Annotated in this window: 8 protein-coding genes and 5 pseudogenes; 4 read left to right on the plus strand and 9 right to left on the minus strand. The window is 52.6% G+C overall.

The genetic code is table 11. The features are described 5' to 3' along the window. Window positions 1-229 precede the first annotated feature (229 nt). Window positions 230-4,351, plus strand: a complete 4,122-nt coding sequence (locus EPYR_RS16395) for an inverse autotransporter beta domain-containing protein (RefSeq protein WP_014539589.1) — start codon at window positions 230-232, stop codon at window positions 4,349-4,351. 65 nt (window positions 4,352-4,416) lie between these two features. On the opposite strand, the gene EPYR_RS21590 is transcribed toward EPYR_RS16395, so the two are convergent. Further along, window positions 4,417-4,764 carry an MmcQ/YjbR family DNA-binding protein gene (locus EPYR_RS21590; RefSeq protein WP_014539590.1) on the minus strand — a complete coding sequence of 116 codons (348 nt, stop codon included), beginning with the start codon at window positions 4,762-4,764 and terminating at the stop codon, window positions 4,417-4,419. Between the two features lie 100 nt (window positions 4,765-4,864). Then, window positions 4,865-5,280, minus strand: a pseudogene (locus tag EPYR_RS16405) (secondary thiamine-phosphate synthase enzyme YjbQ). Window positions 5,281-6,548: 1,268 nt separating this feature from the next. Between EPYR_RS16405 and EPYR_RS16410 the strand changes: the two are divergent. After that, window positions 6,549-10,343, plus strand: coding sequence for an inverse autotransporter beta domain-containing protein (locus EPYR_RS16410; RefSeq protein ID WP_014539594.1), 3,795 nt, complete (start codon window positions 6,549-6,551; stop codon window positions 10,341-10,343). 87 nt (window positions 10,344-10,430) lie between these two features. Here the strand turns inward: EPYR_RS16410 and EPYR_RS16415 are convergent, their stop codons facing one another. Next, window positions 10,431-10,856, minus strand: coding sequence for an MmcQ/YjbR family DNA-binding protein (locus EPYR_RS16415; protein ID WP_231844236.1), 426 nt, complete (start codon window positions 10,854-10,856; stop codon window positions 10,431-10,433). Between the two features lie 1,381 nt (window positions 10,857-12,237). On the opposite strand from EPYR_RS16415, the gene EPYR_RS16420 reads away from it, so the two are divergent. After that, a complete protein-coding gene (locus tag EPYR_RS16420; protein ID WP_014539598.1) occupies window positions 12,238-16,050 on the plus strand; it encodes an inverse autotransporter beta domain-containing protein in 3,813 nt (1,270 codons plus the stop codon). 197 nt (window positions 16,051-16,247) lie between these two features. Here the strand turns inward: EPYR_RS16420 and EPYR_RS21235 are convergent. Together EPYR_RS21235 and EPYR_RS16430 are read right to left on the minus strand one after the other, a co-directional pair. Next, window positions 16,248-16,562: pseudogene (locus EPYR_RS21235) on the minus strand (MmcQ/YjbR family DNA-binding protein); the annotation flags it as partial. A 2-nt stretch (window positions 16,563-16,564) separates the two neighbouring features. After that, window positions 16,565-16,980: pseudogene (locus EPYR_RS16430) on the minus strand (secondary thiamine-phosphate synthase enzyme YjbQ). 1,267 nt (window positions 16,981-18,247) lie between these two features. Here EPYR_RS16430 and EPYR_RS16435 point away from each other — a divergent pair. Continuing rightward, on the plus strand, window positions 18,248-22,351 hold the full coding sequence (locus tag EPYR_RS16435; RefSeq protein WP_014539600.1) for an inverse autotransporter beta domain-containing protein: 4,104 nt from the start codon (window positions 18,248-18,250) through the stop codon (window positions 22,349-22,351). A gap of 437 nt (window positions 22,352-22,788) precedes the next feature. On the opposite strand, the gene EPYR_RS16440 is transcribed toward EPYR_RS16435, so the two are convergent. The 4 genes and pseudogenes from EPYR_RS16440 to EPYR_RS21435 all read right to left on the minus strand — a co-directional run. Further along, window positions 22,789-23,208, minus strand: a complete 420-nt coding sequence (locus EPYR_RS16440) for a secondary thiamine-phosphate synthase enzyme YjbQ (protein ID WP_015899078.1) — start codon at window positions 23,206-23,208, stop codon at window positions 22,789-22,791. 114 nt (window positions 23,209-23,322) lie between these two features. Continuing rightward, a complete protein-coding gene (locus EPYR_RS16445; RefSeq protein ID WP_015899079.1) occupies window positions 23,323-24,516 on the minus strand; it encodes an amino acid aminotransferase in 1,194 nt (397 codons plus the stop codon). Between the two features lie 78 nt (window positions 24,517-24,594). After that, window positions 24,595-24,995 (minus strand): annotated as a pseudogene (locus EPYR_RS19725) (YitT family protein); the annotation flags it as partial. A 96-nt stretch (window positions 24,996-25,091) separates the two neighbouring features. Beyond that, window positions 25,092-25,289: pseudogene (locus EPYR_RS21435) on the minus strand (Lrp/AsnC family transcriptional regulator); the annotation flags it as partial. Window positions 25,290-25,413 lie beyond the last annotated feature (124 nt).

The following is a 25,413-nucleotide window of genomic DNA, read 5'->3' on the forward strand; positions in this document are numbered from 1 at the left end:
CCTGCACCGGGACAAGACTATTAAAGACGTCCTGAAGCTTTTTATTCGAAGATGAACGTCTGGCTTACCCATCGCTTTGGTCAACAAAAACAACAACCGTTTCGGCCTGAAAAATAAACAGGACCANGGGGTTTTAGCGCACACCAGCTGAACGCCCTCACATTCCCGAGTGATAAACGGTTACCTGAATATCTAACTGAGCCTGTCAGCATTTACTTGTCACCTGACGGTGGCCTTTTTATGGAGTCCGTTTGTGAAAATAAAACACCAGCAGCCCGTCCCCTTACGCATTAAGCTGTTTGCCTGGGCAAATATTGCCGTGCAGTCTGCTTTTCCGCTGGCGATGGCTTTTACGCCAGCAACGGCAGGAGCCGACACTGACCGCCATATTGACAAAACGGCGAAGGAGCACCCCGTCAAGACACGAATATACGTNCTGTCTCCGGGTGAAACCTCCGCGTCGGTAGCAAAAAAATTCCGTATAACCCNGAAAGCACTGCGCAAGCTCAACGTGCTGCGCACCTTCGCGCACGGTTTTGATAACCTGCAGCCCGGTGATGAACTGGATGTACCTGCAGTGATGCCGGATGGGAAACCGGATTCTCCTGCCAAAACCGGGGATGAACAAGCCGCCACGNCGCCCCTGAAGGACGACGAAGGCGCCATGAAAATGGCCGATATGGCCTCCCGGGCGGGAACCCTTCTGTCAAACAGTCCGGACGGAGACGCAGCTTTATCCATGGCTCGCGGTCAAATCAGCGCCGTGGCCAGCGGGCAGGTGCAGCAGTGGCTGAACCAGTTCGGTACGGCGCGCGTTCAGCTGGAGGCGGATGAACACTTTTCNCTGAAAAACTCTCAGGTTGACCTGCTTATCCCTTTTTACGAACAAAATGACGAACTTCTCTTCACTCAGGGCAGCCTGCACCGTACCGATGACCGCACCCAGGCTAACCTCGGGTTCGGGCTGCGTTACTTCGCGCCCTCTTACATGCTGGGTGGTAATATCTTCGGTGACTATGACCTGTCACACGAGCACAGCCGCACCGGGATAGGCGTGGAGTACTGGCGTGATTTCCTGAAGCTGTCTGCCAACGGTTACCTGCGCCTCAGCGACTGGCGGGATTCGCCGAATATGAAAGAATATCAGGAGCGCCCGGCCAACGGCTGGGACATTCGTGCACAGGCCTGGTTGCCATCGCTGCCGCAGCTCGGTGGTAAGCTCACTTACGAGCAGTATTACGGCAAAGGGGTGGCTCTGTTTGGCAAGGAAAACCTGCAGCAGAACCCACGCGCCATCACGGCGGGCGTGAATTTCACCCCGTTCCCGCTGCTGATGCTTGGCGCAGAGCATCGTCAGGGGGCGTCAGGAAAAAATGATAAGCGAATAAGCGCCGACTTCAGCTATCGGCTGGGCCTGCCGTGGCAGCAGCAGATAAACCCGCAGGCGGTCGCCACAATGCGCAGCCTGGCAGGAAGCCGTTACGACCTGGTGGAGCGAAATAATCATATTCTGCTGCAATATCGCAAAAAAGAGACAGTACGGCTGCATACGGTCGATCGGGTGACCGGCTATGCCGGCGAAAAGAAGTCACTGGGCGTATCGGTCAACAGTCAGTACGGTCTGGAACGCATCGACTGGTCGGCATCNTCACTGCTGGCTTGCGGGGGGCAACTGGTACGCGAAGATGCGGGCAACTGGAGCGTGATACTGCCGGAATATCAGCCCGGCGCGCAGGCCGTTAATACCTGGACAGTCAGCGGCGTGGCGGTGGACAAAAAAGGGAACGTTTCTGCCAGAGCCGACACGCAGGTGACGGTGGCACAGTCGGCCATTGACGCCAGCATGAGCCCGGTCANTCCGGCAAAAATAACGCTCCGGGCCGACGGGAAAACGCAGCAGCAGCTGGTCCTCAGCATCAACGATCGCGATGGCAAACCGGTTGATATTGCGGAAAGCGAAATCAGCGTACAGCAGGAATCAAAAATTCGTGCCGCTGGCGCCACAACGATGACGGCATTCAGCCGCCGCGCAGCCGGGGAATATATCGCCACCCTGACGGCCGGCACACTGCNGGAATCCTTCACTATCATCCCTTCAGCGCGAAACGTTCGTTTTGCACCAGTCAGCGTAGAGCTGCTGGACAACGCTGATTCGATCGTGGTTAAAGAGCCCATTCGCGTTACGCCGGCTTCTGCCGTCGTGGGGGACACAGTCACCTATGCTGCCGTGTTGACGGATAAGCAGGGCAACCCGCAGGGNGCCGGTATCCCGGTTCACTGGCGCGCCAATGATGGCAGCACCTTAAACGAACAGACGACCAGGAGCGACGAAACCGGCACAGCCGTTGTGACCCTGACACGTACGCAGNCCGGTACGGCAAAGGTCAGCCTGACCATACCATCGGGCNAGTATACCGCGCCGGACGTCGTGTTTAGCGCTGGTGTTCCTGATGAAAGGCNTTCTGAACTCACCCTGTCACCGNCAGTTATCGCTGCCGGAAAAGACCCGGCAACGCTGGCGCTGGTNCTGCGTGATAAATACGGCAATCTGCTGTCCGGCCATACGGTACATGGACAGAGCGACAACGGCACGGTCAAAATCAGTAACGGCGAGGAAATCCCGGATAAGCCAGGCCACTATCGCATGACGGTCACTGCCAGCCAGGGCGGTGAAGCCAGGCTGTCAGTGAAGGTCAACGGTAANCCATTCAGCCAGAGCAAAACGCTGACCATAACGGGCGGAACCCTGGATCCGAAACTGAGCTTTGAACACGCCCGGCAAAATGTGACCTGGACTAAAAACTTCAGCNACTCGCAGGCTGTAAAAGGCCTACCCGGTGNCGTTGAACAGAAGTGGTCCAGTACGGATGAGAGCGTGGCAACGGTGAATAAAGTGGGTAAGGTGACTTTACTGAAGTCGGGTCAAACTACCATCACGGTCAAAACCTCAGTGAATGAGCACTTCATTCCGGGCCAGGCCAGTTATCTGCTGAAGATTGACAGGGCAGATCCACAGCTGGAAGTTCGGGACGGTAACGCCGTTACAGCCAGCTGGGCTGACGGTAATGACTGGAACATTACGCCAACTTTCGGCAATATCGACGCAGATGGCAGGCTGAAAGCGGCCTATGTCAGNAAAAACACCGGGGTGGTGACGGTGGCAGATAACGGAGTANTGCAGGCCGTAAAACCTGGCAGCACCCGCCTGACGGTAAGTACACCGGAAACAGACCAGTTTAAAGCCGCCTCTGTTGAAGTGNCCTACCGGCTGGAAAAGGGAACAGTCGACCTCAGCTTTAAAGAGGCTGTAATAAAGACAACGGATGAAGCCCCCTTCACACTGCAGTTGCCCGAAAAACCCATTCCCTCAGATGCCCCCATCAGATGGAAGTCTGACGATGNAAAAGTACTGGACATATCCAGTACGGGAAGCCTGCAGCACAAAGCCAAAGGTAAAGCCCGGCTAACGCTCAGCGTTGCTGCCAATGACTATTACCACGCCAGTTCCGGCGATTACGAGGTGCGGATTTACAGTAAACCCTCCGTTAGTATTGGTAAGGTCAGTTATATCAGTAAAAGTTCGTTGGCGAATAAAGGTGACTGGACTCCGGTATTTACTGACGACGAGCTTTATGTGAGTTTGGATACAGGCAGTTCGGATGAATTCAGTAAAGCGGAATACGTCATGGTTTATCTGAAAGACAGTAAGGGAAAAACGTTTAAAGAGAAGCGTGTGGATTCCCCTTCAGACCGTTCAACGATCGAATTCGAGCCAGAAGCCTCGTTCTGGGGTAATAAACTGCATATAGAGGTGGCGGCACATGGATATGGTGAGCTGATTAATAGCGACAAGTCAGCTGCAATAGACGTGAGAAATCTGAAGCCACACGATATCTGGAAAAAATTCGAAGTGGAATCTGGTTTTCAAATTTATTCAGCTGATCACACCCCGAAAAATATGTGCTCCAGCTTCAGTATGCCAGGTACGGGTACGAGGACGGGGGTTTATGCCGTTGTTAAAGGGGGCAAGGTAGATTTTGGCGGTAAGCAATTAATATCACCGATGAGATTTAGTTTGCAGACGACCGGAAAACAAAATGATAAGCAGCACTATAGTTTTTTTCCGAAAACCTACTACCGTATCTTTTCAGACTTGTCTACTCAATTCGGCGAAGTAGAAATTGGCCCGGATTGCAAGATGAGTGACAGCGGCTTCAATTCTTTGAGAGCGCACGTTCTCTATCACGACCACAATTTTGAATATCGGCCTGATGACTCTCATACCTGGATTGGGATGTTCGTACCACCAGACATTACTTTTACTGATACTTTTGTGGATACTTTGAAATAATTGCTTACGGAGGATGGTTTCTGCTGATGCCAAATATGGGAAGCCATCTGCTGGCAGTAAACCGTTTATAAGGCCNGGCGCACCGCTTTATAACGGCGGCGNTGACCACGAAGCGCACCAGTAAGGAACGAAGATGCACAACACGGGGGGCCGGTAAAATGGCTCCCCGCTTTCGTCTTGACGGCCGCGTTCGCTTCGCGCAGCANCTGCTGCAAAGACGCATCCACCAGACAGTAAATTTGCGAATCCTTCAGCGAGCCATCCGGCAGCACGGTGTTCCGGTGCGGCGGATCCAAAAGCGTGCTCGCCTGCACGTCGCTATGCTGGTCACGGATCCTGTCAGCCAGCGCCGGGCTGCTTTTTAAGTCTGCTNCCGGGCGTCCGCCCTCCTCGTAAAACATCGCAAACGGCACCTCCTTTACCCTGAACTGAATCGCGTTCCATTCGCGGNGTTCGCTCTGCTGCGCGCCCGGTGACTTGCGCAACAGGCCAGTCGTTCAGATACCTCCATGATTAATCATCCCCCTGCAACGTGGCAATAATGNGCCTGGCAGCCCTGGGGCGGTGCTCACCAAGCAAGATACCCTGCCAGGTACCCGGCACCAGTCGTCCACGGCTGACTGGCAGCATTAGCGAGGCGCCCGGCAGCGATAACTTGATATGCGCGGGCATATCATCCGCGCCTTCATCAGCGTGCTGATACACTGCGTTTTCCGCTACCGCACGCAGAAAATGTTGCTCCATATCGCTGCGTACCGTTGCGTCACAGTTTTCATTCAGCGTCAGTGAGGCAGAAGGATGTTGCAACAGCAGGTGTAACAGTCCGGTCTGGACGTCGGCCAGGCGCCGCAGTTCACCAACGATTTCGTCGGTCACCAGATGCAAGCCACGCGATTTTTCGCCGGGGTGAGGGTTTGCTGGTACCACATTGTGCCGCTCCTGAACTTAATCGTGTCATTAAGTGTGCAGTAAGTGGCGAAAAGGTAAACCTGAAAAGAGAAAAAAGAGCAGAAGCCAGATAGCGGAGATGTAANTCAACATAGCAGGACGTTGAAAACTTAATTATCAACAATATCCGAATTATACCTCGAACGTGCCGATTTACCCTTACCAGTCGACAAAATTAAAAAAATAATAAAGCTCCTGACTTACGTTCACTAAAAAAAATATATTAAAGTCGCTAACTAAAATTAAACCCATGATAAAGAATGGCTGTGGTTTTATCGATTCCTTTAATTCACCACGCCTGTTAATTGTAACAAATTACTTCATAATTTGTTTTNCCGTTTGAGGGAGTGTTGAAATTTAACAGAGGCATGCACCCCAGGACGATCACAATTTAGCTATGAATCACAAGGAGTTTTTTTATAACTCACGAAAAACATGCACGTTTATCTCGATCAGTAGACGCTATATTGATTTGCTAAAACTATTAATAAGGGGGTTTTGATCGTTTTTGACCAGGTTTATATTTTATGTACAATTGCGCTGGTGAGTACTCAGGCCGCCTGCCTGCAATATTGACTGACGGGTTAAACATGTATTTAACGCGGGTAAACCCCAGCCAGCGCCAATGGCGAATTTACTTTTTTGCTGCCGTGAAAACATAACCCTTCGCCATAAAATCCATTAAATAAAAACAACAGCATTGCCAGGAAATGGAGTTATGCGATGAACGGAAACGCTTTTTTCGGGGTCGGGGATGACCTCTTTTTCACAACAAATGCCCCGGAAGGAAATAATATCCCTGCCACACTCATTCGTGCTCTCTCAGATAAAATGGCAAGACGCCTCGTTATCTGCCGCTGCTTTTATTCATGCACTGATATCAATGTTAACTTCCTTTTATCGCCCGGATAACACCGCTGGCGTTAACTTACCCGGCCGACAATTTATTCCTTTTCGCCTGTCCGGGAGGCCGGGAAGCCCCTGTATCACTTCTGCATACAGCCATATCCAGGAGATCACCCTGCACCGGGACAAGACTATTAAAGACGTCCTGAAGCTTTTTATTCGAAGATGAACGTCTGGCTTACCCATCGCTTTGGTCAACAAAAACAACAACCGTTTCGGCCTGAAAAATAAACAGGACCAGGGGGTTTTAGCGCACACCAGCTGAACGCCCTCACATTCCCGAGTGATAAACGGTTACCTGAATATCTAACTGAGCCTGTCAGCATTTACTTGTCACCTGACGGTGGCCTTTTTATGGAGTCCGTTTGTGAAAATAAAACACCAGCAGCCCGTCCCCTTACGCATTAAGCTGTTTGCCTGGGCAAATATTGCCGTGCAGTCTGCTTTTCCGCTGGCGATGGCTTTTACGCCAGCAACGGCAGGAGCCGACACTGACCGCCATATTGACAAAACGGCGAAGGAGCACCCCGTCAAGACACGAATATACGTNCTGTCTCCGGGTGAAACCTCCGCGTCGGTAGCAAAAAAATTCCGTATAACCCNGAAAGCACTGCGCAAGCTCAACGTGCTGCGCACCTTCGCGCACGGTTTTGATAACCTGCAGCCCGGTGATGAACTGGATGTACCTGCANTGATGCCGGATGGGAAACCGGATTCTCCTGCCAAAACCGGGGATGAACAAGCCGCCACGNCGCCCCTGAAGGACGACGAAGGCGCCATGAAAATGGCCGATATGGCCTCCCGGGCGGGAACCCTTCTGTCAAACAGTCCGGACGGAGACGCAGCTTTATCCATGGCTCGCGGTCAAATCAGCGCCGTGGCCAGCGGGCAGGTGCAGCAGTGGCTGAACCAGTTCGGTACGGCGCGCGTTCAGCTGGAGGCGGATGAACACTTTTCNCTGAAAAACTCTCAGGTTGACCTGCTTATCCCTTTTTACGAACAAAATGACGAACTTCTCTTCACTCAGGGCAGCCTGCACCGTACCGATGACCGCACCCAGGCTAACCTCGGGTTCGGGCTGCGTTACTTCGCGCCCTCTTACATGCTGGGTGGTAATATCTTCGGTGACTATGACCTGTCACACGAGCACAGCCGCACCGGGATAGGCGTGGAGTACTGGCGTGATTTCCTGAAGCTGTCTGCCAACGGTTACCTGCGCCTCAGCGACTGGCGGGATTCGCCGAATATGAAAGAATATCAGGAGCGCCCGGCCAACGGCTGGGACATTCGTGCACAGGCCTGGTTGCCATCGCTGCCGCAGCTCGGTGGTAAGCTCACTTACGAGCAGTATTACGGCAAAGGGGTGGCTCTGTTTGGCAAGGAAAACCTGCAGCAGAACCCACGCGCCATCACGGCGGGCGTGAATTTCACCCCGTTCCCGCTGCTGATGCTTGGCGCAGAGCATCGTCAGGGGGCGTCAGGAAAAAATGATAAGCGAATAAGCGCCGACTTCAGCTATCGGCTGGGCCTGCCGTGGCAGCAGCAGATAAACCCGCAGGCGGTCGCCACAATGCGCAGCCTGGCAGGAAGCCGTTACGACCTGGTGGAGCGAAATAATCATATTCTGCTGCAATATCGCAAAAAAGAGACAGTACGGCTGCATACGGTCGATCGGGTGACCGGCTATGCCGGCGAAAAGAAGTCACTGGGCGTATCGGTCAACAGTCAGTACGGTCTGGAACGCATCGACTGGTCGGCATCTTCACTGCTGGCTTGCGGGGGGCAACTGGTACGCGAAGATGCGGGCAACTGGAGCGTGATACTGCCGGAATATCAGCCCGGCGCGCAGGCCGTTAATACCTGGACAGTCAGCGGCGTGGCGGTGGACAAAAAAGGGAACGTTTCTGCCAGAGCCGACACGCAGGTGACGGTGGCACAGTCGGCCATTGACGCCAGCATGAGCCCGGTCATTCCGGCAAAAATAACGCTCGTGGCCGACGGGAAAACGCAGCAGCAGCTGGTCCTCAGCATCAACGATCGCGATGGCAAACCGGTTGATATTGCGGAAAGCGAAATCAGCGTACAGCAGGAATCAAAAATTCGTGCCGCTGGCGCCACAACGATGACGGCATTCAGCCGCCGCGCAGCCGGGGAATATATCGCCACCCTGACGGCCGGCACACTGCCGGAATCCTTCACTATCATCCCTTCAGCGCGAAACGTTCGTTTTGCACCAGTCAGCGTAGTGCTGGACAACGCTGATTCGATCGTGGTTAAAGAGCCCATTCGCGTTACGCCGGCTTCTGCCGTCGTGGGGGACACAGTCACCTATGCTGCCGTGTTGACGGATAAGCAGGGCAACCCGCAGGGGGCCGGTATCCCGGTTCACTGGCGCGCCAATGATGGCAGCACCTTAAACGAACAGACGACCAGGAGCGACGAAACCGGCACAGCCGTTGTGACCCTGACACGTACGCAGNCCGGTACGGCAAAGGTCAGCCTGACCATACCATCGGGCCAGTATACCGCGCCGGACGTCGTGTTTAGCGCTACGGACGGAACCCGGGATCCGGAACTGAGCTTTGCGAATGCACAGCAAAATGTGACCTGGACTAAAAACTTCAGCNACTCGCAGGCTGTAAAAGGCCTACCCGGTGACGTTGAACAGAAGTGGTCCAGTACGGATGAGAGCGTGGCAACGGTGAATAAAGTGGGTAAGGTGACTTTACTGAAGTCGGGTCAAACTACCATCACGGTCAAAACCTCTGCGAATGAGCACTTCATTCCGGGCCAGGCCAGTTATCTGCTGAAGATTGACAGGGCAGATCCACAGCTGGAAGTTCGGGACGGTAACGCCGTTACAGCCAGCTGGGCTGACGGTAATGACTGGAACATTACGCCAACTTTCGGCAATATCGACGCAGATGGCAGNCTGAAAGCGACCTATGTCAGCAAAAACACCGGGGTGGTGACGGTGGCAGATAACGGAGTATTGCAGGCCGTAAAACCTGGCAGCACCCGCCTGACGGTAAGTACACCGAAGACAGACCAGTTTAAAGCCGCCTCTGTTGAAGTGCCCTACCGGCTGGAAAAGGGAACAGTCGACCTCAGCTTTAAAGAGGCTGTAATAAAGACAACGGATGAAGCCCCCTTCACACTGCAGTTGCCCGAAAAGACGGTTCCGTCAGATGCCTCTATTACCTGGGATTCTTCTGATGTAAAAGTACTGAACATATCCAGTACGGGAAGCCTGCAGCACAAAGCCAAAGGTAAAGCCCGGCTAACGCTCAGCGTTGCTGCCAATGACTATTACCACGCCAGTTCCGGCGATTACGAGGTGCGGATTTACAGTAAACCCTCCGTTAGTATTGGTGAGATCAGTTACTTCAGTAAAGGTTCGCCGGCGATTAAAGGTAACTGGACGCCGGTATTTACTGACGACGATCTTGTTGTGAATTGGAATACAGACAGTTCAGATGAATTCAGTAAAGCGGAATNCGTCATGGTTTATCTGAAAGACAGTAAGGGAAAAACGTTTGCAAAGAAACGTGTGGATTCCCATTCAGGCAAAGTAGTGACCAGATTCGAGCCAGAAACCTCGTTCTGGGGTAATAAACTGCATATAGAGCTGGAGGCACATGGATATGGTGGGCTGATTGATAGCGGAAAGTCAGCTGTAATAGACGTGAGAAATCTGAAGCCACACGAAATCTGGAAAAAATTCGATGTAAAATCTCATGTTAAAATCTATTCAGCTAATAGCGTCCCGCATGAGAAGTGCACGGGCCTCACAGATATGGGGGTTTATTCCGTTGTTGACGGGGGCGAGGTAGATTTTGGCGGTAAGGAATTAATATCACCGATGGACTTTATCGGGATGTCGAAGGGAGAATCCGTTAATCAGGATTTCATTGGTCCATTTTCGATTACCCAGAGCAATATCGTTTCAAACTTATCTATTCAATTCGGCAAAAGAGAAATTGGCCCGAATTGCGGTACCAATCACGCCGGCACCTTTTTTATAGGAGCGTATGTTAATTATAACGGTAAAACTTTTGAATATTGGTCTGATCGCCCTCATACCTGGTTTGGGAACGGCGGGGCAATAAACAATATTTATACTGATACTTTGAAATAATTGCTTANGGAGGATGGTTTCTGCTGATGCCAAATATGGGAAGCCATCTGCTGGCAGTAAACCGTTTATAAGGCCNGGCGCACCGCTTTATAACGGCGGCGTTGACCACGAAGCGCACCAGTAAGGAACGAAGATGCACAACACGGGGGGCCTAAAATGGCTCCCCGCTTTCGTCTTGACGGCCGCGTTCGCTTCGCGCAGCACCTGCTGCAAAGACGCATCCACCAGACAGTAAATTTGCGAATCCTTCAGCGAGCCATCCGGCAGCACGGTGTTCCGGTGCGGCGGATCCAAAAGCGTGCTCGCCTGCACGTCGCTATGCTGGTCACGGATCCTGTCAGCCAGCGCCGGGCTGCTTTTTAAGTCTGCTNCCGGGCGTCCGCCCTCCTCGTAAAACATCGCAAACGGCACCTCCTTTACCCTGAACTGAATCGCGTTCCATTCGCGGCGTTCGCTCTGCTGCGCGCCCGGTTGACTTGCGCAACAGGTCAGTCGTTCAGATACCTCCGTGATTAATCATCCCCCTGCAACGTGGAAGTAATGCGCCTGGCAGCCCTGGGAGCGGTGCTCACCAAGCCAGGTACCCGGCACCAGTCGTCCACGGCTGACTGGCAGCGGTNCCACATTGTGCCGCTCCTGAACTTAATCGTGTCATTAAGTGTGCAGTAAGTGGCGAAAAGGTAAACCTGAAAAGAGAAAAAAGAGCAGAAGCCAGATAGCGGAGATGTAANTCAACATAGCAGGACGTTGAAAACTTAATTATCAACAATATCCGAATTATACCTCGAACGTGCCGATTTACCCTTACCAGTCGACAAAATTAAAAAAATAATAAAGCTCCTGACTTACGTTCACTAAAAAAAATATATTAAAGTCGCTAACTAAAATTAAACCCATGATAAAGAATGGCTGTGGTTTTATCGATTCCTTTAATTCACCACGCCTGTTAATTGTAACAAATTACTTCATAATTTGTTTTNCCGTTTGAGGGAGTGTTGAAATTTAACAGAGGCATGCACCCCAGGACGATCACAATTTAGCTATGAATCACAAGGAGTTTTTTTATAACTCACGAAAAACATGCACGTTTATCTCGATCAGTAGACGCTATATTGATTTGCTAAAACTATTAATAAGGGGGTTTTGATCGTTTTTGACCAGGTTTATATTTTATGTACAATTGCGCTGGTGAGTACTCAGGCCGCCTGCCTGCAATATTGACTGACGGGTTAAACATGTATTTAACGCGGGTAAACCCCAGCCAGCNCCAATGGCGAATTTATTTTTTTGCTGCCGTGAAAATATAACCCCTCGCCATACCATCCATTAAATAAAAATAACAGCACTGCCAGCAAATGGAGTTATGTGATGAACGGATACGCTTTTTTCGGGGTCGGGNATGACCTCTTTTTCACAACAAATGCCCCGGAAGGNAATAATATCCCTGCCACACTCATTCGTGCTCTCTCAGATAAAATGGCAAGACGCCTCGTTATCTGCCGCTGCNTTTATTCATGCACTGATATCAATGTTAACTTCCTTTTATCGCCCGGATAACACCGCTGGCGTGAATTTACCCGGCCGACAATTTATTCCTTTTCGCCTGTCCGGGAGGCCGGGAAGCCCCTGTATCACTTCTGCATACAGCCNTATCCAGGAGATCACCCTGCACCGGGACAAGACTATTAAAGACGTCCTGAAGCTTTTTATTCGAAGATGAACGTCTGGCTTACCCATCGCTTTGGTCAACAAAAACAACAACCGTTTCGGCCTGAAAAATAAACAGGACCAGGGGGTTTTAGCGCACACCAGCTGAACGCCCTCACATTCCCGAGTGATAAACGGTTACCTGAATATCTAACTGAGCCTGTCAGCATTTACTTGTCACCTGACGGTGGCCTTTTTATGGAGTCCGTTTGTGAAAATAAAACACCAGCAGCCCGTCCCCTTACGCATTAAGCTGTTTGCCTGGGCAAATATTGCCGTGCAGTCTGCTTTTCCGCTGGCGATGGCTTTTACGCCAGCAACGGCAGGAGCCGACACTGACCGCCATATTGACAAAACGGCGAAGGAGCACCCCGTCAAGACACGAATATACGTNCTGTCTCCGGGTGAAACCTCCGCGTCGGTAGCAAAAAAATTCCGTATAACCCNGAAAGCACTGCGCAAGCTCAACGTGCTGCGCACCTTCGCGCACGGTTTTGATAACCTGCAGCCCGGTGATGAACTGGATGTACCTGCAGTGATGCCGGATGGGAAACCGGATTCTCCTGCCAAAACCGGGGATGAACAAGCCGCCACGNCGCCCCTGAAGGACGACGAAGGCGCCATGAAAATGGCCGATATGGCCTCCCGGGCGGGAACCCTTCTGTCAAACAGTCCGGACGGAGACGCAGCTTTATCCATGGCTCGCGGTCAAATCAGCGCCGTGGCCAGCGGGCAGGTGCAGCAGTGGCTGAACCAGTTCGGTACGGCGCGCGTTCAGCTGGAGGCGGATGAACANTTTTCGCTGAAAAACTCTCAGGTTGACCTGCTTATCCCTTTTTACGAACAAAATGACGAACTTCTCTTCACTCAGGGCAGCCTGCACCGTACCGATGACCGCACCCAGGCTAACCTCGGGTTCGGGCTGCGTTACTTCGCGCCCTCTTACATGCTGGGTGGTAATATCTTCGGTGACTATGACCTGTCACACGAGCACAGCCGCACCGGGATAGGCGTGGAGTACTGGCGTGATTTCCTGAAGCTGTCTGCCAACGGTTACCTGCGCCTCAGCGACTGGCGGGATTCGCCGAATATGAAAGAATATCAGGAGCGCCCGGCCAACGGCTGGGACATTCGTGCACAGGCCTGGTTGCCATCGCTGCCGCAGCTCGGTGGTAAGCTCACTTACGAGCAGTATTACGGCAAAGGGGTGGCTCTGTTTGGCAAGGAAAACCTGCAGCAGAACCCACGCGCCATCACGGCGGGCGTGAATTTCACCCCGTTCCCGCTGCTGATGCTTGGCGCAGAGCATCGTCAGGGGGCGTCAGGAAAAAATGATAAGCGAATAAGCGCCGACTTCAGCTATCGGCTGGGCCTGCCGTGGCAGCAGCAGATAAACCCGCAGGCGGTCGCCACAATGCGCAGCCTGGCAGGAAGCCGTTACGACCTGGTGGAGCGAAATAATCATATTCTGCTGCAATATCGCAAAAAAGAGACAGTACGGCTGCATACGGTCGATCGGGTGACCGGCTATGCCGGCGAAAAGAAGTCACTGGGCGTATCGGTCAACAGTCAGTACGGTCTGGAACGCATCGACTGGTCGGCATCTTCACTGCTGGCTTGCGGGGGGCAACTGGTACGCGAAGATGCGGGCAACTGGAGCGTGATACTGCCGGAATATCAGCCCGGCGCGCAGGCCGTTAATACCTGGACAGTCAGCGGCGTGGCGGTGGACAAAAAAGGGAACGTTTCTGCCAGAGCCGACACGCAGGTGACGGTGGCACAGTCGGCCATTGACGCCAGCATGAGCCCGGTCATTCCGGCAAAAATAACGCTCGTGGCCGACGGGAAAACGCAGCAGCAGCTGGTCCTCAGCATCAACGATCGCGATGGCAAACCGGTTGATATTGCGGAAAGCGAAATCAGCGTACAGCAGGAATCAAAAATTCGTGCCGCTGGCGCCACAACGATGACGGCATTCAGCCGCCGCGCAGCCGGGGAATATATCGCCACCCTGACGGCCGGCACACTGCCGGAATCCTTCACTATCATCCCTTCAGCGCGAAACGTTCGTTTTGCACCAGTCAGCGTAGTGCTGGACAACGCTGATTCGATCGTGGTTAAAGAGCCCATTCGCGTTACGCCGGCTTCTGCCGTCGTGGGGGACACAGTCACCTATGCTGCCGTGTTGACGGATAAGCAGGGCAACCCGCAGGGGGCCGGTATCCCGGTTCACTGGCGCGCCAATGATGGCAGCACCTTAAACGAACAGACGACCAGGAGCGACGAAACCGGCACAGCCGTTGTGACCCTGACACGTACGCAGNCCGGTACGGCAAAGGTCAGCCTGACCATACCATCGGGCCAGTATACCGCGCCGGACGTCGTGTTTAGCGCTACGGACGGAACCCGGGATCCGGAACTGAGCTTTGCGAATGCACAGCAAAATGTGACCTGGACTAAAAACTTCAGCNACTCGCAGGCTGTAAAAGGCCTACCCGGTGACGTTGAACAGAAGTGGTCCAGTACGGATGAGAGCGTGGCAACGGTGAATAAAGTGGGTAAGGTGACTTTACTGAAGTCGGGTCAAACTACCATCACGGTCAAAACCTCTGCGAATGAGCACTTCATTCCGGGCCAGGCCAGTTATCTGCTGAAGATTGACAGGGCAGATCCACAGCTGGAAGTTCGGGACGGTAACGCCGTTACAGCCAGCTGGGGCGACGGTAATGACTGGAANATTACGCCAACTTTCGGCAATATCGACGCAGATGGCAGNCTGAANGCGACCTATGTCAGCAAAAACACCGGGGTGGTGACGGTGGCAGATAACGGAGTATTGCAGGCCGTAAAACCNGGCAGCACCCGCCTGACGGTAAGTACACCGAAGACAGACCAGTTTAAAGCCGCCTCTGTTGAAATCGCCTACCAACTGGATAAAGGAACGGTCGACCTCAGCTTTAAAGAGGCTGCCATNAAGACAACGGATGAAGCCCCCTTCACACTGCAGTTGCCCGAAAAGACGGTTCCGTCAGATGCCTCTATTACCTGGGATTCTTCTGATGTAAAAGTACTGAACATATCCAGTACGGGAAGCCTGCAGCACAAAGCCAAAGGTAAAGCCCGGCTAACGCTCAGCGTTGCTGCCAATGACTATTACCACGCCAGTTCCGGCGATTACGAGGTGTGGATTTACAGTCAACCCTACATTGATAAGGGTTCGATCAGTTATTTCAGTAAAGGTTTGCCGGCGATTAAAGGTGACTGGACGCCAGTATTTACTGACGACGGGCTTCATATTAGTTGGGATACAGACACTTCAGATGAATTCAGTAAAGCGGAATACGTCATGGNTTATCTGAAAGACAGTAAGGGAAATACGCTTGCACAGGAACGTGTGGATTCCCCTTCAGGCCGTTCAACGATCGAATTCGAGCCAAAAGCCTCGTTCTGGGGTAATAAACTGCGTGTAGAGCTGGCGGCACATGGATATGGTGGGCTGATTTATAGCGCCAAGTCACCTGAAATAAACGTGCGAAATCTGAAGCCACACGAAATCTGGGAAAAATTCGACGTGAAATCTCGTGTTCAAATTTATTCAGCTGATCATACCCCGCTAAATACGTGCTCCAGTATGCCAAGTGAGAGCACGGGGTTTTATGCCGTTGTTGAAGGGGGCAAGGTAGATTTTGGCGGTAAGGTATTAATATCACCGATGGACTTTAGAGGGGGGACGGACGGATTACAAAATAGTGAGGAGCGCTTTGGTTATTTTCCTGAAACCCACGACGATATCGTTTCAGACTTATCTATTCAATTCGGCGAAAGAGAAATTGGCCCGAAGTGCAGGGTTTCTCACAAGGGCCACTTTTCTATGAAAGCGTACGTTCGCTATCACGGTCAAGATTTTGTATATCAGGCTGCTGGCTCTCATTTCTGGCTTGGGAACGGCATATACTCAGAGAAGAATTTTGTTGATACTTTTGTTGATACTTCGAAATAATTGCTTAAGGAGGATGNTTTCTGCTGATGCCAAATATGGGAAGCCATCTGCTGGCAGTAAACCGTTTATAAGGCCNGGCGCACCGCTTTATAACGGCGGCGNTGACCACGAAGCGCACCAGTAAGGAACGAAGATGCACAACACGGGGGGCCGGTAAAATGGCTCCCCGCTTTCGTCTTGACGGCCGCGTTCGCTTCGCGCAGCACCTGCTGCAAAGACGCATCCACCAGACAGTAAATTTGCGAATCCTTCAGCGAGCCATCCGGCAGCACGGTGTTCCGGTGCGGCGGATCCAAAAGCGTGCTCGCCTGCACGTCGCTATGCTGGTCACGGATCCTGTCAGCCAGCGCCGGGCTGCTTTTTAAGTCTGCTNCCGGGCGTCCGCCCTCCTCGTAAAACATCGCAAACGGCACCTCCNTTACCCTGAACTGAATCGCGTTCCATTCGCGGCGTTCGCTCTGCTGCGCGCCCGGTTGACTTGCGCAACAGGTCCGTCATTCAGATACCTCCATGATTAATCATCCCCCTGCAACGTGGCAATAATGNGCCTGGCAGCCCTGGGGCGGTGCTCACCAAGCAAGATACCCTGCCAGGTACCCGGCACCAGTCGTCCACGGCTGACTGGCAGCATTAGCGAGGCGCCCGGCAGCGATAACTTGATATGCGCGGGCATATCATCCGCGCCTTCATCAGCGTGCTGATACACTGCGTTTTCCGCTACCGCACGCAGAAAATGTTGCTCCATATCGCTGCGTACCGTTGCGTCACAGTTTTCATTCAGCGTCAGTGAGGCAGAAGGATGTTGCAACAGCAGGTGTAACAGTCCGGTCTGGACGTCGGCCAGGCGCCGCAGTTCACCAACGATTTCGTCGGTCACCAGATGCAAGCCACGCGATTTTTCGCCGGGGTGAGGGTTTGCTGGTACCACATTGTGCCGCTCCTGAACTTAATCGTGTCATTAAGTGTGCAGTAAGTGGCGAAAAGGTAAACCTGAAAAGATAAAAAGAGCAGAAGCCAGATAGCGGAGATGTAANTCAACATAGCAGGACGTTGAAAACTTAATTATCAACAATATCCGAATTATACCTCGAACGTGCCGATTTACCCTTACCAGTCGACAAAATTAAAAAAATAATAAAGCTCCTGACTTACGTTCACTAAAAAAAATATATTAAAGTCGCTAACTAAAATTAAACCCATGATAAAGAATGGCTGTGGTTTTATCGATTCCTTTAATTCACCACGCCTGTTAATTGTAACAAATTACTTCATAATTTGTTTTTCCGTTTGAGGGAGTGTTGAAATTTAACAGAGGCATGCATCCCGGGTGAATCGCAACTTAACCATGAATCACAAGGAGTTTTTTTATAACTCACGAAAAACATGCACGTTTATCTCGATCAGTAGACGCTATATTGATTTGCTAAAACTATTAATAAGGGGGTTTTGATCGTTTTTGACCAGGTTTATATTTTATGTACAATTGCGCTGGTGAGTACTCAGGCCGCCTGCCTGCAATATTGACTGACGGGTTAAACATGTATTTAACGCGGGTAAACCCCAGCCAGCGCCAATGGCGAATTTACTTTTTTGCTGCCGTGAAAACATAACCCTTCGCCATAAAATCCATTAAATAAAAACAACAGCATTGCCAGGAAATGGAGTTATGCGATGAACGGAAACGCTTTTTTCGGGGTCGGGGATGACCTCTTTTTCACAACAAATGCCCCGGAAGGAAATAATATCCCTGCCACACTCATTCGTGCTCTCTCAGATAAAATGGCAAGACGCCTCGTTATCTGCCGCTGCTTTTATTCATGCACTGATATCAATGTTAACTTCCTTTTATCGCCCGGATAACACCGCTGGCGTGAATTTACCCGGCCGACAATTTATTCCTTTTCGCCTGTCCGGGAGGCCGGGAAGCCCCTGTATCACTTCTGCATACAGCCNTATCCAGGAGATCACCCTGCACCGGGACAAGACTATTAAAGACGTCCTGAAGCTTTTTATTCGAAGATGAACGTCTGGCTTACCCATCGCTTTGGTCAACAAAAACAACAACCGTTTCGGCCTGAAAAATAAACAGGACCANGGGGTTTTAGCGCACACCAGCTGAACGCCCTCACATTCCCGAGTGATAAACGGTTACCTGAATATCTAACTGAGCCTGTCAGCATTTACTTGTCACCTGACGGTGGCCTTTTTATGGAGTCCGTTTGTGAAAATAAAACACCAGCAGCCCGTCCCCTTACGCATTAAGCTGTTTGCCTGGGCAAATATTGCCGTGCAGTCTGCTTTTCCGCTGGCGATGGCTTTTACGCCAGCAACGGCAGGAGCCGGCCTTGACCGCCATATTGACAAAACGGCGAAGGAGCACCCCGTCAAGACACGAATATACGTNCTGTCTCCGGGTGAAACCTCCGCGTCGGTAGCAAAAAAATTCCGTATAACCCNGAAAGCACTGCGCAAGCTCAACGTGCTGCGCACCTTCGCGCACGGTTTTGATAACCTGCAGCCCGGTGATGAACTGGATGTACCTGCAGTGATGCCGGATGGGAAACCGGATTCTCCTGCCAAAACCGGGGATGAACAAGCCGCCACGNCGCCCCTGAAGGACGACGAAGGCGCCATGAAAATGGCCGATATGGCCTCCCGGGCGGGAACCCTTCTGTCAAACAGTCCGGACGGAGACGCAGCTTTATCCATGGCTCGCGGTCAAATCAGCGCCGTGGCCAGCGGGCAGGTGCAGCAGTGGCTGAACCAGTTCGGTACGGCGCGCGTTCAGCTGGAGGCGGATGAACACTTTTCNCTGAAAAACTCTCAGGTTGACCTGCTTATCCCTTTTTACGAACAAAATGACGAACTTCTCTTCACTCAGGGCAGCCTGCACCGTACCGATGACCGCACCCAGGCTAACCTCGGGTTCGGGCTGCGTTACTTCGCGCCCTCTTACATGCTGGGTGGTAATATCTTCGGTGACTATGACCTGTCACACGAGCACAGCCGCACCGGGATAGGCGTGGAGTACTGGCGTGATTTCCTGAAGCTGTCTGCCAACGGTTACCTGCGCCTCAGCGACTGGCGGGATTCGCCGAATATGAAAGAATATCAGGAGCGCCCGGCCAACGGCTGGGACATTCGTGCACAGGCCTGGTTGCCATCGCTGCCGCAGCTCGGTGGTAAGCTCACTTACGAGCAGTATTACGGCAAAGGGGTGGCTCTGTTTGGCAAGGAAAACCTGCAGCAGAACCCACGCGCCATCACGGCGGGCGTGAATTTCACCCCGTTCCCGCTGCTGATGCTTGGCGCAGAGCATCGTCAGGGGGCGTCAGGAAAAAATGATAAGCGAATAAGCGCCGACTTCAGCTATCGGCTGGGCCTGCCGTGGCAGCAGCAGATAAACCCGCAGGCGGTCGCCACAATGCGCAGCCTGGCAGGAAGCCGTTACGACCTGGTGGAGCGAAATAATCATATTCTGCTGCAATATCGCAAAAAAGAGACAGTACGGCTGCATACGGTCGATCGGGTGACCGGCTATGCCGGCGAAAAGAAGTCACTGGGCGTATCGGTCAACAGTCAGTACGGTCTGGAACGCATCGACTGGTCGGCATCTTCACTGCTGGCTTGCGGGGGGCAACTGGTACGCGAAGATGCGGGCAACTGGAGCGTGATACTGCCGGAATATCAGCCCGGCGCGCAGGCCGTTAATACCTGGACAGTCAGCGGCGTGGCGGTGGACAAAAAAGGGAACGTTTCTGCCAGAGCCGACACGCAGGTGACGGTGGCACAGTCGGCCATTGACGCCAGCATGAGCCCGGTCATTCCGGCAAAAATAACGCTCGTGGCCGACGGGAAAACGCAGCAGCAGCTGGTCCTCAGCATCAACGATCGCGATGGCAAACCGGTTGATATTGCGGAAAGCGAAATCAGCGTACAGCAGGAATCAAAAATTCGTGCCGCTGGCGCCACAACGATGACGGCATTCAGCCGCCGCGCAGCCGGGGAATATATCGCCACCCTGACGGCCGGCACACTGCCGGAATCCTTCACTATCATCCCTTCAGCGCGAAACGTTCGTTTTGCACCAGTCAGCGTAGTGCTGGACAACGCTGATTCGATCGTGGTTAAAGAGCCCATTCGCGTTACGCCGGCTTCTGCCGTCGTGGGGGACACAGTCACCTATGCTGCCGTGTTGACGGATAAGCAGGGCAACCCGCAGGGGGCCGGTATCCCGGTTCACTGGCGCGCCAATGATGGCAGCACCTTAAACGAACAGACGACCAGGAGCGACGAAACCGGCACAGCCGTTGTGACCCTGACACGTACGCAGNCCGGTACGGCAAAGGTCAGCCTGACCATACCATCGGGCCAGTATANCGCGCCGGACGTCGTGTTTAGCGCTGGTGTTCCTGATGAAAGGCTTTCTGAACTCACCCTGTCACCGTCAGTTATCGCTGCCGGAAAAGACCCGGCAACGCTGGCGCTGGTNCTGCGTGATAAATACGGCAATCTGCTGTCTGATAATACTGTACGTGGACAGAGCGACAACGGCACGGTCAAAATCAGTAACGGCGAGGAAATCCCGGATAAGCCAGGCCACTATCGCATGACGGTCACTGCCAGCCAGGGCGGTGAAGCCAGGCTGTCAGTGAAGGTCAACGGTAANCCATTCAGCCAGAGCAAAACGCTGACCATAACGGGCGGAACCCTGGATCCGAAACTGAGCTTTGAACACGCCCGGCAAAATGTGACCTGGACTAAAAACTTCAGCNACTCGCAGGCTGTAAAAGGCCTACCCGGTGACGTTGAACAGAAGTGGTCCAGTACGGATGAGAGCGTGGCAACGGTGAATAAAGTGGGTAAGGTGACTTTACTGAAGTCGGGTCAAACTACCATCACGGTCAAAACCTCTGCGAATGAGCACTTCATTCCGGGCCAGGCCAGTTATCTGCTGAAGATTGACAGGGCAGATCCACAGCTGGAAGTTCGGGACGGTAACGCCGTTACAGCCAGCTGGGCTGACGGTAATGACTGGAACATTACGCCAACTTTCGGNAATATCGACGCAGATGGCAGCCTGAANGCGACCTATGTCAGCAAAAACACCGGGGTGGTGACGGTGGCAGATAACGGAGTATTGCAGGCCGTAAAACCTGGCAGCACCCGCCTGACGGTAAGTACACCGGAAACAGACCAGTTTAAAGCCGCCTCTGTTGAAGTGNCCTACCGGCTGGAAAAGGGAACAGTCGACCTCAGCTTTAAAGAGGCTGTAATAAAGACAACGGATGAAGCCCCCTTCACACTGCAGTTGCCCGAAAAACCCATTCCCTCAGATGCCCCCATCAGATGGAAGTCTGACGATGNAAAAGTACTGNACATATCCAGTACGGGAAGCCTGCAGCACAAAGCCAAAGGTAAAGCCCGGCTAACGCTCAGCGTTGCTGCCAATGACTATTACCACGCCAGTTCCGGCGATTACGAGGNGCGGATTTACAGTAAACCCTCCGTTAGTATTGGTAAGATTAGTTATATAAGCAAAGCAGCTTCTGCGGCAGATAAGGGGGTTTGGACGCCTGTGTTTACCGATGACCGGATTTTTGTAAATTGGGAGATAGATGTTTCAAATGAATTCAGTAAAGCGGAATACGTCATGGTTTATCTCAAAGACAATAACGGAAACACGCTTGCGCAGAAAAGAATTGATTCCTTTATAGAAAAGATGAATACGACATTCGAGCCTAAAACTGACTTCTGGGATACAAAACTGCATATAGAGCTGGAGGCACATGGATATGGCACTCTCACTGCCACAAAAAAATCAGCGGAAATAAGCGTAAAAAATCTGGAACCCATTGAAATCTGGAATAGTTTCAAAGTGACTTCTGTTCTTAGCAGTAAAGGGGGAACTTCGTGCCCATTGATAGGAGGAAATCGACACTGGATTAAGGCCCATATTAATCGCGCTGAGATAAATTTTGGTGGTCATACTTTAATATCACCGATGAAGGTTACAGGGAGGGTGTACCTCACAGGTAAGGGCACACCGGGTAAATTGCCGAATAAATTTACCGCTTATTCAGACACCCGCGATCAATTTGGTGATTTAGAAATTGTCAGTGATTGCTGGAGAGCAGACAATGGTTCCTATGATATAGAAGCAACGGTTAACTATTACGGTAGAAACTTTGAATACGCCGCAAACCAACATTATTTTTGGAATGGTAAGAAAACTGGAATAGACGTAACCAGGGTTGACAGTATGGAAAAACCTTATGTCATCGGCGGGAAGGGTTCATAATCCGTGGTGCAATAATGGCCCATGTTTACAGCATGACACCTCCAGGATGAGTGCTTTATAACGGCAACTTTCGCTGCGAAGCGCACCAGCGATGAACGAAGAAGCATAACACGGGAGGGCCGGTAAAACGGTCCTCCCGCTTCAATCCCGACGACCGTGTTCGTTTAGCGCTGTATAGGTGCAAAGGCCAAGATAGTCAATTCCGTGGATCCTTCAGCGAGCCATCCAGAAGCACGGTGTCCCTGCCGACGGATTTAAATGTGCTCTTGACCGCACCCCGCTATGTCGGTCGCGCATCCGTTTACCTCATACCTCATACCGCATTGCAGACATCACATCATGTACCTTAAACTGCGTGGCATTGCGGTCACAGCGTTCACTCTGCTGCGCGCCCGGTTGACTTGCGCAACAGTCCAGTCGTTCAGATGCCTCTATGATTAATCATCCCCCTGCAACGTGGCAATAATGCGCCTGCCACCGCCGTGGATACGATGCTCACCCAGCCAGATGCCCTGCCAGGTACCGAGCACCAGGCGGCCACGGCTGACGGGTAGCATCAGCGACGTGCCCAACAGTGAAGATTTGATATGCGCGGGCATATCATCCGCACCTTCATGATCGTGCTGATACGGTGCGTTTTCCGGTATCGCACGCAGGAAATGTTGCTCCATATCGCTGCGCACCGTCGGGTCACAGTTTTCGTTCAGCGTTAATGAGGCAGAAGTATGTTGCAGCAGCAGGTGTAACAGTCCTGTCTGGACGTCTGCCAGGCGCCGCAATTCACCAACGATTTCGTCGGTCACCAGATGAAAGCCTCGCGGTTTTGCGACGAGGGTGAGGGTTTGCTGGTACCACATTGTGCCGCTCCTGAACTTAATCGTGTCATTAAGTGTGCAGTAAGTGGCGAAAAGGTAAACCTGAAAAGANAAAAAAGAGCAGCTCTGCTGGCCGGGTCACCCGGCCAGAGACAATTACATAACGGCAGCGAAAGCTTCCGCCACCTGGAAGACGTTGCTGCGGTTAAGACCGGCCATGCACACACGGCCGCTGGCGATTAGGTAGACAGCGAATTCATCGCGCAGACGCTCCACCTGTACCGGGCTAAGGCCGGTGTAGCTGAACATACCGCGCTGCTTCAACAGGTAATCGAAGTTCGTACCGGGCACGGCCTGGCTAAGTACATCCACCAGCACATGACGCATTTCCAGAATACGCCTACGCATTCCCTCCACTTCGGCCAGCCAGCTCGCTTTCAGTTCGGGGTTATTCAGCACACAGGACACCACCTGTGCGCCAAAGTTCGGCGGGCTGGAGTAGTTACGGCGCACGGTCGCTTTCAGCTGGCCGAGCACGCGTGCGGCTTCGTCGCCATCGTGACAAACCACAGACAGCCCGCCGACACGCTCACCGTACAGAGAGAAAATTTTAGAGAATGAATTACTGACCAGAGCAGGCAGACCCGCCGAGGTGATCGCCCGGATGGCGTAAGCATCTTCTTCCATGCCGGCACCAAAGCCCTGGTAGGCGATGTCGAGAAAGGGGATCAGCTCACGGGCTTTCAGCACCGCCGTGACTTCATCCCACTGCGCGTTGGTCAGATCGGCCCCGGTCGGGTTGTGGCAACACGGATGCAGCAGCACGATGCTTTGTGGCGGCAGGCCGTTCAGTTTTTCCAGCAGCGCATTACATTTTACGCCCTGGGTCTGCGCGTCATACCACGGATAGGTGTTCACGGTGAAACCGGCACCGGTAAAGATCGCAACATGGTTTTCCCAGGTCGGGTCGCTTACCCACACCTGGGAATGTGGAAAGTAGCATTTAAGGAAGTCCGCGCCCACTTTCAGCGCTCCGGAGCCGCCCAGCGTCTGAATGGTGGTGATATGCCCGGCTTTCAGCTGTGGATGCTCTGCACCAAACAGCAGCGGGGCTACCGCACTGCGGTAAGACGGCAAGCCTTCCATCGGCAGGTAGAGCGAGGCGCCCGGCGGCTGCGCGTTGATCAGAGCTTCCGCAGCGGCCACCGCCTGCATTTGTGGGATCACACCATGCCGATCGTAATACAGTCCAATGCTCAGGTTCACCTTATGCGCACGGCTGTCCTGCTTAAAAGTCTCCATCAGGGAGAGGATAGGATCGCCAGCATAGGCATCAACGTTTTGAAACACGGTGCAGATCTCCATTAAATAATCAGTCATACAGACGAGGCCGGGACGGCATCGCGATTTAATCAGTCCGCCAGTGAAGTAGCGGCCAGGTCGATGGTTCATGGCGATGATCAGGTTCAGCACCACAGCACCGGAAATCGACGCTGCGAGCATCTCGCGCGAAACAACGAAAAGCGAGGCCAGCACCACACAGGTGTCCACCGCCATTTGTAGTTTACCGGCGCAATACCGTAACGATCCGGTAGCCATAACGCCAGAATATTGATTCCACCCAGACTGGCCTTATGACGGAATAGCACTATAAACCCTATGCCCATCACCACATTTCCAAAAAGTGTCGCGTAAAAGGGATCCAGCTCGGAAAAATGAATAAATAACGGGTGCCGTTGGCTGAAAAACGACACCAGGGCTACGGCAGAGAAGGTTTTCAGCGTGAAGGCCACGCCCGTACGCCTGAGCGCCAGCCAGTAAAACGGAATGCGGCGCGTGTCCTGCACCCGTTTAGCACAGAAGCGCTTCACTGGCGGACACCAGCCCATTCTCTTTCAGGCGGCTAAGTACTACCGAGGTTTTTACATACGCAACGCTCTGATGTCCGGCGACAGTCGGGCATGATAACCGGGGATCAGGCCAGCCTGTTCCAGATGAACACGGCGGCGCGAACGCTGCGAGGCCGAAAGCCCGACGATATCGCTCAGTTCCTGATTGGTCAGGCGACCGTTAACTTCCATTAAGTTCAGTAATTTAAGGTCGAAGTCATCAATCTGCGTGATCGTTAATCCACGCCTGCTGGAGTGTATTCAACGCAGACAGATAAACGCATTTTTTTTCAGGTTATCCAACATTTTTTGGCAAGGCATGGCTTGCCAACAGGGGTTAAGCATCATGTTGAGGCCA

Source organism: Erwinia pyrifoliae DSM 12163 (assembly GCF_000026985.1).
Classification (GTDB): domain Bacteria; phylum Pseudomonadota; class Gammaproteobacteria; order Enterobacterales; family Enterobacteriaceae; genus Erwinia; species Erwinia pyrifoliae.

Bases quoted from the DNA above. Each gene is read 5' to 3' on its own strand.
- EPYR_RS16440 (WP_015899078.1), bottom strand. From the start codon at position 23,208: ATGTGGTACCAGCAAACCCTCACCCTCGTCGCAAAACCGCGAGGCTTT.